This window comes from Microcystis sp. T1-4, from assembly GCF_000297435.1.
Classification (GTDB): domain Bacteria; phylum Cyanobacteriota; class Cyanobacteriia; order Cyanobacteriales; family Microcystaceae; genus Microcystis.
On the sequence record NZ_CAIP01000212.1, the window covers coordinates 17,882 to 32,729 of the forward strand.

General features: G+C 43.7%; 13 protein-coding genes. 7 read left to right on the forward strand and 6 right to left on the reverse strand.

Annotated elements, in window-relative coordinates; translation table 11 throughout:
* Positions 1–27: 27 nt before the first annotated feature.
* A complete protein-coding gene (locus tag MICAI_RS13185) occupies positions 28–1,065 on the reverse strand; it encodes a rod shape-determining protein (RefSeq protein ID WP_008202755.1) in 1,038 nt (345 codons plus the stop codon).
* A 222-nt stretch (positions 1,066–1,287) separates the two neighbouring features.
* Between MICAI_RS13185 and MICAI_RS13190 the strand changes: the two genes are divergently transcribed.
* Entirely contained in the window at positions 1,288–1,638 is a 351-nt protein-coding gene (locus tag MICAI_RS13190) for a single-stranded DNA-binding protein (protein ID WP_008202758.1), read from the forward strand.
* A gap of 56 nt (positions 1,639–1,694) precedes the next feature.
* On the opposite strand, the gene MICAI_RS13195 is transcribed toward MICAI_RS13190, so the two are convergent.
* On the reverse strand, positions 1,695–2,504 hold the full coding sequence (locus tag MICAI_RS13195; protein WP_008202759.1) for an aminotransferase class IV: 810 nt from the start codon (positions 2,502–2,504) through the stop codon (positions 1,695–1,697).
* A gap of 451 nt (positions 2,505–2,955) precedes the next feature.
* Between MICAI_RS13195 and MICAI_RS13200 the strand changes: the two genes are divergently transcribed.
* Together MICAI_RS13200 and gcvP are read left to right on the forward strand one after the other, a co-directional pair.
* Complete coding sequence (locus MICAI_RS13200) at positions 2,956–4,581, forward strand: ArnT family glycosyltransferase (RefSeq protein WP_008202761.1); 1,626 nt, start codon at positions 2,956–2,958, stop codon at positions 4,579–4,581.
* A gap of 108 nt (positions 4,582–4,689) precedes the next feature.
* On the forward strand, positions 4,690–7,677 hold the full coding sequence (gene gcvP, locus MICAI_RS13205; protein WP_008202763.1) for an aminomethyl-transferring glycine dehydrogenase: 2,988 nt from the start codon (positions 4,690–4,692) through the stop codon (positions 7,675–7,677).
* A 164-nt stretch (positions 7,678–7,841) separates the two neighbouring features.
* Here gcvP and lpxB read toward each other — a convergent pair whose 3' ends face one another.
* Positions 7,842–9,047 (reverse strand): lipid-A-disaccharide synthase, encoded by a 1,206-nt coding sequence (gene lpxB, locus MICAI_RS13210; protein ID WP_039900126.1) that lies wholly within the window; start codon positions 9,045–9,047, stop codon positions 7,842–7,844.
* Positions 9,048–9,240: 193 nt separating this feature from the next.
* Complete coding sequence (gene lpxA / locus MICAI_RS13215; protein ID WP_008202767.1) at positions 9,241–10,077, reverse strand: acyl-ACP--UDP-N-acetylglucosamine O-acyltransferase; 837 nt, start codon at positions 10,075–10,077, stop codon at positions 9,241–9,243.
* Positions 10,078–10,226: 149 nt separating this feature from the next.
* Between lpxA and MICAI_RS13220 the strand changes: the two genes are divergently transcribed.
* The 3 genes from MICAI_RS13220 (at position 10,227) to MICAI_RS13230 (ending at position 13,110) form a co-directional block, all read left to right on the forward strand.
* Positions 10,227–11,546: a four-carbon acid sugar kinase family protein gene (locus MICAI_RS13220; protein ID WP_008202769.1), complete on the forward strand. Its 1,320-nt coding sequence runs from the start codon at positions 10,227–10,229 to the stop codon at positions 11,544–11,546.
* A 329-nt stretch (positions 11,547–11,875) separates the two neighbouring features.
* Positions 11,876–12,796 carry a hypothetical protein gene (locus tag MICAI_RS13225; protein WP_002793386.1) on the forward strand — a complete coding sequence of 307 codons (921 nt, stop codon included), beginning with the start codon at positions 11,876–11,878 and terminating at the stop codon, positions 12,794–12,796.
* 2 nt (positions 12,797–12,798) lie between these two features.
* Positions 12,799–13,110: a hypothetical protein gene (locus MICAI_RS13230; RefSeq protein WP_002802199.1), complete on the forward strand. Its 312-nt coding sequence runs from the start codon at positions 12,799–12,801 to the stop codon at positions 13,108–13,110.
* Here the strand turns inward: MICAI_RS13230 and MICAI_RS13235 are convergent, their stop codons facing one another.
* Together MICAI_RS13235 and MICAI_RS13240 are read right to left on the reverse strand one after the other, a co-directional pair.
* Positions 13,111–13,554 carry a type II toxin-antitoxin system YhaV family toxin gene (locus MICAI_RS13235; RefSeq protein WP_008202773.1) on the reverse strand — a complete coding sequence of 148 codons (444 nt, stop codon included), beginning with the start codon at positions 13,552–13,554 and terminating at the stop codon, positions 13,111–13,113. It lies immediately after the preceding gene.
* Positions 13,544–13,864, reverse strand: a complete 321-nt coding sequence (locus MICAI_RS13240; protein WP_039900124.1) for a hypothetical protein — start codon at positions 13,862–13,864, stop codon at positions 13,544–13,546. Before MICAI_RS13240 ends, MICAI_RS13235 begins: the two co-directional genes overlap by 11 nt.
* An 810-nt stretch (positions 13,865–14,674) precedes the next feature.
* On the opposite strand from MICAI_RS13240, the gene MICAI_RS23945 reads away from it, so the two are divergent.
* A partial coding sequence (locus MICAI_RS23945; protein WP_071989056.1) for a helix-turn-helix domain-containing protein occupies positions 14,675–14,848 on the forward strand: 174 nt, incomplete at its 3' end.

A 14,848-nucleotide genomic window follows, 5' to 3' on the forward strand; every position in this document is an offset into this window, starting at 1 on the left:
TTTGCCGCTAACCGATCCTAGTGACCTTTAGACATTGCGAGTTGTTTCATTAACGATCCGCTCAAAGAGTTTCTGATTTTTTAACACTTCTCCCGTGCCTTTGACAACACAGCGCAGGGGATCTTCAGCCACATGGGTAACGATACCGGTTTCGTGACTGACTAGGCGATCGAGTCCCCGTAATAAAGCACCTCCTCCCGCTAACATGATGCCGCGATCGATAATATCGGCGGCCAATTCGGGGGGAGTTTTTTCTAGGGTACGTTTGATCGCATCAACGATCACGGAGAGTGGCTCATCCATACTTTCCCGCACTTCTTCCGCTTTGATCGTCACGGTGCGGGGTAAACCCGACATAAGATGCAATCCCCGCACTTCCAGAGGAGGAAATTCATCTCCGGGGGAGGGATAAGCCGAACCAAGGCGAATTTTGATATCTTCGGCCGTGCGTTCCCCGATAATCAGGTTATGGACTTTTTTCAGATAAGCGATAACTGCTTCCGTCAGTTCATCCCCGGCCACACGGACCGATTCACTGATCACTGTCCCATCGAGACTGAGAATGGCCACTTCCGTGGTGCCACCACCGATATCGATGATCATATTACCCGTCGCTTCCGAGACGGGTAAACCTGCACCCAAGGCCGCCGCAACCGGTTCATCAATTAACCCCACTTCTCGCGAACCGGCATTTTTGGCCGCATCCACCACCGCGCGTCTTTCTACTCCAGTAATGCCACTGGGAACACCGATTACCATGCGGGGATTGCCAATCGTGCCATCGAGCGCTCGTTTGATGAATTCCGCTAACATGATCTCGCAACTGTAAAAATCGGCGATTACCCCATCGCGCAGGGGTCGCAGCGCGGTGACATGGCCCGGAGTGCGACCGAGCATTTTTTTTGCCTCCTCCCCGACGGCGACCGGGTTACGATCTTGATCGATCGCCACTACCGATGGTTCCTCTAAAACGATGCCTTTCCCTGATACATAAACGAGGGTGTTTGCTGTCCCCAAGTCTATACCTATGTCCCTTGATAAGCCTAGACCTCTAAAAAAACCCACTTGTTTTCACTCCTGTTCTTATAAAACGTTGCTATAGCTAGACTTTCGATCGAATCGACTTGGATTTTATTAGGTTTTGTTTCTCAAGTCTAGTTAATTATCGCTTCTTTCTCTCCAGATTGACGCAAATCCTGCCCCTAATTTTCCCCCTGGCCACCGGTCAAGGCCGAGGTTTCGGGCTAAAATAAACATACTATTGTACTAAATTGAGGATTTAAGACCATGAGTTTAAATCTGGTTCATTTGGTGGGACGAGCGGGGAGAGACCCAGAAACGAAGTATTTCGAGTCGGGTAAGGTTTTATGTACCTTCACTTTAGCGGTTAATCGTCGCTCGAAAAATAGCGATCAGCCGGATTGGTTCGATCTGGAAATTTGGGGCAAAACGGCGGAGGTGGCCGCTAATTATGTGAAAAAAGGCGGTTTAATCGGGATTAAAGGGTCTTTAAAAATGGATACCTGGAATGATAAAAACACCGGATTAGCTCGCTCTAAACCGGTGATTCTCGTCGATCAATTAGATTTACTCGGTTCTAAACGCGATAGTGAGGCTTATTCCGAGCGAGAATTTTAAAGCTTGAGCGGCATTATTTCCCGATTTTAGGTGTGTTAGCCTCTAGTAACACACCTTTATTTATTATCTAACTGACCGCAAAAATATTGCTGTAAATCTGGCAAAATTTCTCTATAAATAGCTGTATTTATCTCTAGATCAGAGCCAAGAATAGAATTAAAAGGGATAATTTCCACCAGGGAATTACTATAGGCGATCGCCTGTAAAGTCCCGACAAATTCCGGGGTCCAGATATTTTCTTGCAGGGAAATATTTTGTTTTTTTAACCAACCGATCAAAGCCGAGCGACCGATCCCGGGTAAAATATCAGCAGTAAGCAGGGGAGTGTACCAGCAATTATCTTTCCATCCCCATAAATTGCCCGTGCTAGTTTCTAACCAATTCCCGACTCGATCGACTAATATCGCTTCTTTTGCTCCTTTTTTTTGAGCAGTTTGTGACGCTAACCAAGGGGTCAAATAATTACCAGTTTTATGTTCTCCTAAAACGCGTTGCCAAGCGGGATTATCTGTTACCCACCCAATAATTCCCCGCTCTTGTCTAAGATGTAAATCTTCGGGGAGAAATCTGCCTTTAATCCACTCCCTACCATCGGGAAAAATTGTGATTCTCAGGACAGGATAGAATAGGGATAATTCTTCGGATCCTTGGCGAATTCGCCGCCAATCGGGATCAGGCCATTGAAAAACTTGTAAACTAGAGTGCAGACGTTTGAGATGTTCTTGCCAATGGGTCAGGGGATGATCTAAGCTTTGTTGATAGATACGCAGGGTAGTAAATATTGTGGCTCCATAAAGCAGCCCAATATCATCAATACCCAGACTTATTCGCTCATCCTCGATTAATTCGCCATTATACCAATACATAATCAGTTATCAGTTATCAGTTATCAGTTATCAGTTATCAGATTTGAGTTTTAAGGATCTTCTAGAGTAGTTATGATATTTTAGCAGAAAATAATGGTTCTTCGTTACTTGGTATGGTTCGATCAGGGGGCAGAAATCGGCTAAATCCTTATCTGGCAAGGGACTTAATTGATTAGCTCGTTCTAGATTGAAAACAATTGGCAAAAATCGCAGCCATGTCTTTCTATATAAGGGTTTCACCCCTTATAACTCCCGTCCATTGCATAACACAAACCGAAGAACCAAAATAATCAAAGCTTTTTGCTTGGTTGGATTCTAGGCTATTTAAGGGATTAGGCTCATTGAAACTACTAATTTGCTATAACCAGTCTAGGAGAGCCTTACTGATTACTGTTTACTGATTACTGTTTACTGATTACTGTTTACTGTTTACTGATTACTGACCTAGCTTATGAACCGTCAAAAATTTACTTGGGGATATTCTAGTTATAAATTGCGTCAGAGAGAAAATTTTAAAGAATTTCTGTGTTTACTGGGATTATTAATAGCGGCCTTAATTATCTATCTAGTGGGATTAGGGAATTTACCCTTGCGGGATTGGGATGAAGCGACCATCGCTCAGGTGGCCAAGGAAATTAGCCAAACCCCCCTGGAACAATTGCGCTGGTTATTTCCCAGTTTTTGGGGTGATCCCTACCTGAATAAACCGCCGTTGATTCATAGTTTGATTGGTCTAACCTACCATTTCTGGGGCATCAATGAGGCTAATACTAGACTAATTCCCGCTTTTTTAACAGCTTTATCGGTGCCGCTTCTCTATCTTCTCGGTCGAGAAATTTTTCCCGCTCGTTTGCCAGCTTTACTGTCGGCCTTGATCTATTTAACTCTTTTGCCGGTGGTGCGCCATGGCCGTTTAGCCATGTTGGATGGAGCGGTATTGTGTTTTGAAATGCTGATGTTTGTTGGTTTACTGCGCTCACGGCGGGATTTACGCTGGTCTGTGGGGGCGGGGTTAGGATTTGCCCTCCTTTGTCTGACTAAGGGTATTATGGGGCTATTATTGGCGGGTATCGGCTTTATTTTTCTGCTCTGGGATACCCCCCGGTTATTAACTTCTGCCTATTTTTGGTCGGGTTGGTTATTGGGAGCAGCCCCCGCTTTTGCCTGGTACACCGCCCAATTTTGGCACTACGAGCGGGAGTTTCTCGATTCCCTTTTTGTTCAACAGTTAAAGCGAGTTAGTGACGATCTCGACCATCATCGTGGCCCGTTTTGGTATTATCTGCTGGAAATTCTGAAATATAGTTGGCCTTGGTTAATTTTCTCGGTTTGGGGTTTAGGTTTAGCCCGTCAGGAACGTCTCTACAGTTGGGCGAAGTTACTGTTAGTTTGGACGGGTGTTTATCTGCTGGTGGTTTCGGTAATGGCGACCAAGTTGCCTTGGTATATTCTGCCGATCTATCCGGCCTTAGCTTTAGCGGCCGGTTATGCCTTGGCGCAGGTGGTGAATCTTCCCATCGATCGCCCCTATCATCCCATCTGGTCAATTATTGTGGGTATTATCGGCGTTGTGGCGGGTTTATTAGCTTTAATGGCCTATTTTCCTGGTAATTTTGCCCTGATCGAACCGATCCATCCCTTAATTATTTTAAGCTTATTGTCAATTTCCCTGACTATGGTGACAACGGCGATTTTGTTAGCCCGGCGCTCGGAACAATTCAGCGTGGTTTTACTTTGGGGAATGTTGGTTTCTTTGTTTATTTTTGTCAATTCTCCCCTGTGGATCTGGGAATTAAATGAGAATTTCCCTGTCAAACCGGTGGCGAGTTTAGTGCAGAAATATGTGCCAGCCGATCGCCCTGTTTATATTGCTTTTGCCTACGAGCGTCCCTCATTAAATTTTTATAGTGGTCGTCGGGTTTTTCCCCTTGCTGCTGAAGAATTAATCAATCATTGGCAAAGTCACAAGCAACCTTACCTAATTATCGATCGTCAAACCAAAGAAGCTACTGATTTAGAAGGGTTAAAGGTGATCGAGTCGATGGATTCTGGTTGGTTTTTGGTGACGAAGCAGTAGTGAGGTTAATTTTGTGCGTACTTTCGATAGCAAATTAGCTTAGGCTTTAACTTGCCGGCTTCAAATGTTACAAAAATTTTACAAGTTGCGTTAAAATCACCCCTAGCGATGAAACGCAACACTTTTGTAATTGTTGAAACCGAGATTAATATGCTAAATAGGTCAATTACGGCCGAGAAAACTGAGGAATTCGCTCCTGCTGACCTGCAAGACCTGCTAGACTGTACCGATAGCTTTGTTAACCGTCATATTGGACCGACGGAGACGGAAATCGAGAAAATGCTGGCGGTTTTGGGTGTTGCTACCGTGGAGGAGTTAATCGCTCAAACAGTCCCCGCAGCAATTCGTTTACAAAAAAACCTTAATCTACCACCTGCCTTGAGTGAATACGCCGCTCTTGCCCAATTAAAAGCGATTGCCTCAAAAAATCAGGTATTTCGCTCCTTTATTGGCATGGGCTACCATGACTGTATCACCCCGCCGGTAATTCTCCGCAACATCTTAGAAAATCCGGGTTGGTACACCGCCTATACTCCCTATCAAGCGGAAATCGCCCAGGGACGCTTAGAAGCTCTCTTAAACTTCCAAACTCTCATCACTAGCTTAACCGGTCTGGAAATTGCTAACGCTTCCCTCCTCGATGAAGGAACAGCAGCCGCGGAAGCGATGAGCATGAGTTACGGACTGTGTAAAACTAAAGCCAATGCTTTCTTTATCTCCAGTAGTTGCCATCCCCAAACGATTGAAGTTGTTAAAACCAGAGCGATTCCTTTAGGTATTGATATTATTATCGAGGATCATCGTCTCTTTGACTTCCAAACGCCGATTTTTGGCGCATTATTGCAATATCCGGCCACCGATGGCGTAATTTATGACTATCGGGAATTTATCGCCAAAGCGCAGGAAAATGGGGCTTTAGTCACCGTTGCCGCCGATATTCTCAGTTTAGCCCTGTTGACTCCCCCCGGCGAATTGGGGGCTGATATTGCCGTGGGTAGCAGTCAACGCTTTGGGGTTCCCTTGGGTTATGGGGGTCCCCATGCCGCCTATTTTGCCACCAAAGATGCCTATAAACGTAGTATTCCGGGGCGCATTGTCGGGGTATCGAAGGATAGTCAGGGTAAACCCGCACTGCGTTTAGCTTTGCAAACCCGGGAACAACATATCCGCCGGGATAAAGCCACCAGTAATATTTGTACCGCACAGGTGTTACTAGCGGTGATTGCTTCCATGTACGCGGTGTATCACGGACCAGAAGGAATCAAGAAAATCGCCCAAAGAGTGCAGAAATTAACCACTTTATTGGCAACTGGCTTAAAACAGTTGGGTTATGAGGTGGGGAAAGAACCGCGCTTCGATACGCTCAAAGTTACGGTATCCACGGGAGTTAAGGATTTCCTCGCCAAGGCCAAAACCCATAAGATTAATCTGCGTTATTTTGATGAGAATAATTTAGGAATTAGTCTCGATGAAACCAGCAGTCTCAGGGATGTGTGGGATTTATGGCAAATTTTTGCGCCAACCGAGGAATTGCCCTTTACCACGGCGGAATTAGTCGAGAAAATTAGTCTAGAATTACCCGCTAATCTAACCCGTACCAGTGCCTATCTTACCGAGCCGGTGTTCAATCGTTACCACTCGGAAACGGAATTACTCAGATATCTGCACCGTCTGGAAACAAAGGATCTAGCCTTAAATACTTCCATGATTCCCCTCGGTTCCTGTACGATGAAACTCAATGCCGTAGCGGAGATGATTCCGGTAACTTGGGCAGAATTCGGCAAATTACACCCTTTTGCACCGATTGACCAAGCAGAAGGCTATCAACTGCTCTTTCAACAGTTAGAGACTTGGTTAGGGGAAATTACCGGATTTGATGGCATTTCTCTACAACCGAACGCTGGTTCTCAGGGAGAGTATGCCGGTTTACAGGTGATCCGAGCCTACCATGAAAGTCGCGGTCAAGGTCATCGTCAGATTTGCTTAATTCCTGAATCCGCTCACGGGACTAATCCTGCCAGTGCCGTTATGTGTGGTATGAAAGTAGTGGCGGTTAATTGCGATTCTCGGGGCAATATTGATATTAATGACCTGAAAACTAAGGCCGAGAAGCATCAGGATAATCTAGCGGCTTTGATGGTAACGTATCCTTCCACTCACGGCGTTTTTGAACAGGGAATTAGCGAAATTTGCGCCTTGATTCATCAATACGGTGGTCAAGTCTATATGGATGGCGCCAATATGAATGCTCAGGTGGGTTTATGTCGTCCGGCGGATTTTGGCGCCGATGTCTGTCACTTGAATCTCCATAAAACTTTCTGTATTCCCCACGGTGGGGGGGGACCGGGTATGGGACCAATTGGAGTCAAATCCCATTTAGTGCCTTTTCTGCCCGATGTTTCCCTGGTTTTGGCGAAATTATCCCCAGAAACCGCTAACGGTAAGCATCAGGACTCGATTGGCGCAATTTCGGCCGCGCCTTGGGGTAGTGCCAGCATTTTGGTGATTTCTTGGATGTATATCGCTATGATGGGGGCCGCTGGCTTGAAAAAAGCGACAGAAGTGGCAATTTTGAACGCTAATTATATGGCTTTTCGTCTGGAGTCGGCCTATCCGGTGTTATTTAAGGGTAGCGCGGGAACGGTTGCCCACGAGTGTGTGATCGATTTACGTCCCCTGAAAAAACAGGCCGGCATCGAGGTGGAAGATGTGGCAAAACGCTTGATGGATTTCGGTTTCCACGCGCCGACGGTTTCTTGGCCCGTGGCGGGTACAATGATGGTGGAACCCACGGAAAGCGAATCTTTGGGGGAATTAGACCGTTTTTGTGAAGCTTTGTTAACTATCTATCAAGAAGTACAAGCGATCGCTAATGGTAGCATGGATCCCCACGATAATCCCTTGAAAAATGCCCCCCACACAGCTGCGGTTTTAACTGCCGATGATTGGAGTCGTCCCTATTCCCGTCAACAGGCAGCTTACCCGCTTTCTTGGCTAAAAGATTATAAATTCTGGCCAGTAGTCGGACGGGTTGATAATGCCTACGGGGACAGAAATCTGGTTTGTTCCTGTGAGGGTATGGACGCTTATAAGTAATCGTAATTCCTTGATAGTATTGGTGGGGTAGTGGCAAATTACCCCGCTTTTTTTGGGTTTTTTGGAACTAAATCCGTTGAGTAACGCGCAGAAAACGGGTTTCTCCGAGAAACCCGTTTTCTACTCCATGCACTCATGCAAAAGGGGTAATACATAATCAGTTTTTAATAACTGGATTTAGTATTAAATACCTCTTGTGCCACTCGCTCACAACTGCCTACTGTTCCTAAACCGGCCTTAGTTTCTGCGTATTCATCTAACATTTTTTGGCGACGTTGCTGATTTAATAATAGGTCTAGACATTCCTGCATAATTCTCTCTGGATTAGCTTCCTCTTGTAATAATTCGGGAACAATTTCTCGCATTAGAACTAAATTTACCGGTGAGACAAATGGTACAGAAAGCTTCATAATATTGCGGGCAATCCAAGCAGTAACTGCACTTAAACGGTAAACCACCACCTGCGGCACGTTTAATAAAGCAATTTCGAGATTAACTGTACCAGACTTAGCCACAGCCAGATCAGCCGCTGCAATTGCTTCTAAAGTCTGATCTCGTTCCATAATCACCGCATTTAATCCATATTCCGCCACCAATTCTCGCATTTTTGGTTCGTATAAAGCTAAGGGAACGGGAATTAAAAACTTAATATCGGGAATTTTTTCCTGTAATTTTTGGGCAGCAGCGCACACCGTCGGCACGAGATATTTAAACTCCTGTTGACGGGAAGCGGGTAACAAAGCGATCACCGTTTCTTTGGGTTTTATTGCCCATTTTTGCCGCATTTCTTGGCGATTGGGAGCATTGGCCATACGATCAACTAAAGGATGTCCCACCCAAGTTACCGGTACACCTTTTGTTTCAAAAAAACGGGCTTCGGCAGGAAAAATTGCCAATAATTTATCGGTGACGGCGATTAATTTTTCCGTATTAAATAACTTTTCTGCTGTGGACCTTAGTTTAGCTGAGGGAATATTTTCTTCCGACCAAATCCACACCTGTGGGGCAATATAATAGATAATTGGGACACCGGGAATAATTTTTTTAGCCGACTGACCGATCGCCACATTTGCCCCCACATAATCAATTAAAATAATTAGATCGGGAGGATGATCTCTAAAAAACTCTTTTGCTCGTTTTTGTAGTTGTAAAGTTGGCAAAATAAAGGGGATAGATTCAATTAATCCCATGGCAGCCAGTCGAGTGGTTTTACCCAACATTTTTGCCCCAGCTAACTCCATGCGATCGCCACCTAGGGCAAAAATTTCTAACTCAATTGCCTGGGTTTTAGCTAGTTTAAAAAGGGATTCAATCAGCATGGCTGCCTGTAAATCACCCGATACCTCACCTGTACTAATAAATATACGCATTTGGATAATTATTTGATAATAAAAGAATTCAGGAGACAGGATTGCTGGAGATAGGAGATAGGAGTCAGGATTGAGAAGACAGACTTCGGGGTGAGCTTTTGTCGAACGCTTTTTCTTCCCGCTCCCCAATTCATAATTCATAATTCATCATTCATAATTCCCACTCCCCACAGACTGTTCCTCAATCAATAAGTTATTTCCCCGGAATTAAACCGCGACGTTTTTCTCCTGTGGTAGAGGATTGTAAAAATTGACAGAGATGTTGAACATGGGGGTTATCGGTTAAGAGAGAAACTTGTTCTAAAGCCTGCTGAAGATTTAGATTAGAACGATAGATAATCCGAAAAGCTTTTTTCAGTAAAGCTAGATCTTCATCGGTACAACCTGCTCTTTGTAAACCGACTAAATTAAGAGTTCGCACGCGACAGGGATTGCCTTCTACTAAAGTAAAAGGGGGAACATCGCGATCAATACGACTCATTCCTCCTAACATGGCCATTTTGCCAATATGAACAAATTGATGTACTCCTAAAACCCCCCCGATAACTGCTTTTGATTCAATATGGACATGACCGGCCAATGCGACACTATTAGCGATAATAATGTTATCTTGCAAAATACAATTATGGGCAACGTGAACATAGGCCATTAATAAATTATTATTGCCAATTTGGGTAACTTCTCCCGTATCGGTGGCGCGATTAATCGTGACAAACTCGCGAATTTGGTTATTATCACCAATTTCCACGCTACTTTCGCCACCTTTATACTTTAAATCCTGTGGTTCATTACCAATAACAGCCCCAGAAAAAATATGATTACCCTTGCCAATTTTGGTCGGACCCTCAATGACCACATGGGCATCAATAATTGTATCAGCTTCAATTTCCACATTGGCCCCGATCACAGCATAGGGACCAACTTTAACCTTGGGATCAAGTTTTGCCGACGGATGGATAACCGCAGTGGGGTGGATTAACGTATTCAAAGGGAAGTCTCCCGCGCTCAACTTCGTCACTGTATGAATCATGGTATAGCTTATCCTATATTGGACAGATGTGATCAAGATTGATAGCGGTTGCTTGCGGAGGGGACGACTTTAATGGGGAACCAGAACCCGATAAACTATTAACCAGATTCTCTTGGTTCCTTCGTCCCTCCCATCCTGATAAAAAATATATGAGTAATAATAGACCTAAAATTATAGTCTTAGATGACGACCCGACAGGTTCCCAGACAGTCCATAGTTGTCTGTTATTGATGCGGTGGGATGAAGATACTCTCCGCTTGGGATTGGCAGATAATGCGCCAATTTTCTTTGTTTTGACCAATACTCGCGCTTTAACCCCCGAAAAAGCCGAGTCTGTCACGCGAGAAGTCTGTCATAACCTGAAAACTGCCTTAACTAAAGAGGGAATCGAGGATTTTTTGGTGGTTAGTCGTTCCGATTCTACCCTGCGCGGGCATTATCCGATCGAAACTGATGTTATTGCCGAAGAATTGGGCGGTTTTGATGCTCATTTCCTGATTCCAGCCTTTTTTGAGGGGGGCAGAATCACCCGCGATAGTATTCACTATTTAATCATCGATGGCGTTCCCACTCCCGTCCACGAGACAGAATTTGCTCGGGATTCGGTTTTTGCCTACCATTACAGTTATCTGCCGGATTATGTGGAGGAGAAAACGCAAGGTAAAATTAAAGCAGATGATGTGGAGAGATTTTTACTGGCAGATATCCGTCAAGGTAGTTTAGAACGATTGCAAAAGCTCGAAAATAATCAATGTGGGGTGGTAGATGGGGAAACTCAAGCGGATCTCGATCGCTTTGCTGAAGATATTTTAACCGCCGCAGGGGAGGGAAAAAAATTTTTATTCCGTAGTGCCGCCAGTATTTTAACTTCTTTGGCTAATTTAGGAACTCAACCGATCGCACCCGAATCTATGGGTAAGTATAAGCCCACGGGGGAAGCCGGGGCAATTATCGTCGGTTCCCACGTCAAAAAAACTAGCCAACAATTAGATAAACTGCTTCAACAACCCAACACCGTCGGAGTCGAAATCGATGTGACGGCATTGCGCGATCGTCCCGATCAACGAGAGCAACTCTTAGCACAAGCTCTGGAAAAAGTCAAGCTTATTCACAAAAATAAACAAACCCCCGTGATCTATACCAGTCGGCAAGAGTTAACCTTTGCTTCTGTGCAGAAACGCCTTGATTTTGGGGTTGCCGTCTCCACCCTGTTAATGGACATTGTTAAGGGTTTACCCGGTGACATCAGTTTTTTAATCAGTAAAGGCGGTATTACCTCTAATGATGTCTTAAGTACGGGTTTAAGCCTGCAATCGGCCCGTTTACTCGGTCAGATTCTCCCCGGTGTCTCCATGGTCCGTACAGCAGCCGATCATCATCTCTTTCCTAATCTACCTGTGGTTCTTTTCCCGGGTAATGTCGGTGATGTCCAAGCTTTAGCTACAGTTTATCAACGTTTGTGTCAATAGGAGGCAATCAGTGATCAGTGAGCAGTGAGCAGATGTAAGTTTTCAGGTTCTTCGTTCCGCTGCGCTAATTATGCCCAAATTGAGGTGATTAAACCGCACAGTGCGGTATTAGGTATAATTAAGGGGGTGTTAGACCGATGGAGGTGGGATAGTAAGACAGAGGAGGGTGCTAAACCGCAGTAAGCGGTATAATTAATAGTTGGGCTGCTTCATCACTCGGTTGAGGCAGTGCATTCCGTTTACTTGTTAAGTGTTATTGTCCTTGAGTAAAAAATGCAAGTTGTAGCCGTGCAAAGTATAGTTCGGTGTTGAGGGAGTTGAGAAGTGGGATGAGCAGCAAGGGTATAGTTGTCATTATTCTGTTCTTATTTTTTACAGTTCTCGTTATATGTTGGATATTTGCTACATTGGGAGCAACCTCTGAAGGTGTTATAGCCTTGGTAGTATTTGTCCTTGTGCCTGTTGGAGGATATTTATTTAAGCCCATCCGAGACGAATTAGATTCCTTTATCAGCAATTTATTTATTAAAAAATCAATTTACCGAATTTGCATTTTTGGTCGCCCTGGCAGTGGTAAGTCCACCTTTATAGAAACTGCCTTCACACTTATTAATCCGAATAGAGATAGGAGATCGACTGAAGTTTTTGATTATTATGAATTCAAAGTTCAGTTAGGTTTAAGGAACTTTGCCGATGTGGCGATAGCAGACTATAAAGGACAAAATCCTAGTCAGGTAATAATTCAGGCTTCGCCAGATTTCTTTGGCTCTGAAGGTAGCCGAGTAATTAACGCAGTTTTACTCATTGTAGATCTTGTTCCTAGAAAAACCGACGAAAAGGGTAAGCTGCTTAGCGATGAAGCTTTATTTGAATGGTTGAAACAGGGAGATATTATAGGAAAAATAGAAGCAAGAGTCCAAGAACACCATGATTACATTAATGAAGCCTCTTTAGAACTGCTTTTTGCAAGTTTATATAGCAGCAACCTGAAAAGCGTCATATTTTTAATTAATAAGCTAGATCTAATTGACAATCTAATTAACGATGGATACATTACATTAAATAATTTTCGCAATGGTAAAGAATATGCCAAGCATAAATTTGAGATAATGATTAAAAATATTTCTAGAGCTTGTTCTGAGTTGAAGATAGAAGACTTCTCAGAAGATTCTTCAGTTTTTACAGTATGTGCAAAAAAGACAGATGATCTCAAACCTTTAATCGTTAATTTATTAGGGAAACGGAATTAAATATGTCTGAAAAACCACCAAACTATAGTGATCCTGAAGATAAAGTTGACTACCAAGTTATCAAGTCTTCCTATGGACGTGCGAACAAAACCTCTGCACGCAACAATCTGTACTTTTTAGTCGCCCTCACCATAATTGTCCTCCTTTGTGCAATGGTGTTTTTTCAATCACTAAAAATTGGAGATTTGAAAGAAAGAGTAACAAATCTGGAAACAAAAGTTACAAACCTAGAATCTCAAGTTACAAACCTAGAATCTCAAGTTACAAACCTAGAATCTCAGTTACGATCGCTTTTTCAACCACCTTATCACTAGCTAATCTTCTTGGCTATCAAGGATTAAAGCGTCAAGAGAACTGGGAAAATCACCTCGCTGAACCATTTTTGTGAAAACTTTGTAACAATCATTTTTATCCCCTTGTTTGCGAGGATAGCCTAGCCATAAAACAAAAATTGCTTTATACTCCTTGGTTTGTATAGCCCGAAAGAATAAGCGATAACGGTCAGGTAGTCCCATCTTTTTGACTCTTCCGTAATGCTTGAGCGCCCCAGTCAGAGCAAAATGGGAAGCAAAAGGGTCGAGAGGGATTTTTTCTTTAATGGCGACCATAATCGCCCTGTAGAGTTTGACTGTAGAATGAGTACGGTATGCTTCTGCTGGCAAGGTGTTTTTTAGTTTACGAACCTCAACTTGTAAATCGCGGCGTTGTTGCCCAAAAAGTCTTTTAATAAAGTAGATTCGCCAACCGTTAACTATCAAGTTCTACTCCTGTCATCAACTCTTCATCGACCGCTGCCATCGCTTCCGTATAAGCTTCTAACTCAGCATCAGGATTTAATAGGGCTTGCTTGGTCAGAAAATCTAAGAATAAACTCAGCATCAGTTCATCTTCCTCCTGTTCTAGAGATTGAGGCTGTAAGCGGACTAATAAGGTATCAGGGCTGATAACTTCAACAGCACCTTTAGCTTCTTTGAATTGGGGATTATCCTTAAAAAAACTGGCACTCAGACGGAAACCTGAAGCATTGCCTATTCTAGCCCAGGTTAGATTGTATTGTTTGTTACTCATGATTTTAGGCAAGGTTTACTACATATCATGTTATTACATAATTTAATAACATACAAGGTTGCCCAGCTTCTCAACCGCGTTTTAGCTGAACTTCCCCCATACATATATACTATAGGGGAGCGCGCCGAGAAAGCCATCGAGTAAAACTAGCGGATTTCGATTTAAGTACCTAAGCAAAATTAATTAGGGTTTGCTGAAAAAGCTTTTCCTGGGGGCAGGGTGTGGGGTGTGGGGTGTGGGGTGTGGGGTTTTACCGATTTTGAGGCAGTCAATTACCTAATTTTCAGGGAAAAAGTACCTGAATTTTCCCCCCGATCCCCGCAACGGCTGGCACTTTTTGAGTAAAAACAAGTCTAAAAGTCTTATCCAACAAGGTTTTTAGATTTATTCAGCAGACCCTAATTACACATATCTAACCCCCTCTTGCCTCTTGCCTTTTGCCTATCTTTACTAGGAAATTAATTTTGCACGACTACTTACCAATAAACCCCTTGTCGGCTAGGATATTGTTGCCTTGAATGAACTGCAATACGGATTCTGCTGCGGGAGCGTTCGGGGAATAAACCAAAAGGTCAACATTTCACTATCTCTGAAACTAGGCTCAGGTCCAGGCAGCATGGGAGTCAAGCGATATCCCTGTTCTTGATACCAGTCATCCACCAGGACATAAATAATAGTCAAGAGGTTGGGAGCATCTATCCTATTCATGGGGGGCCTCATCGAAAATTTGGGTCTGAAACCCCGTCGTTCTACGACGGCTTTACTGTTAAATATTAGCGCATTTACAAAATATATGCTAAAATGTGAGACATGGAAAAAGCCTATTCTTACCGATTTTACCCAACACCCGAACAAGAGTCGCTATTGCGGCGCACTTTGGGCTGTGTAAGATTAGTTTACAACAAAGCTCTCCATGTCAGAACACAAGCTTGGTATGAAAGACAAGAAAGAGTAGGATATGTTCAAACTTCTTCAATGTTGACC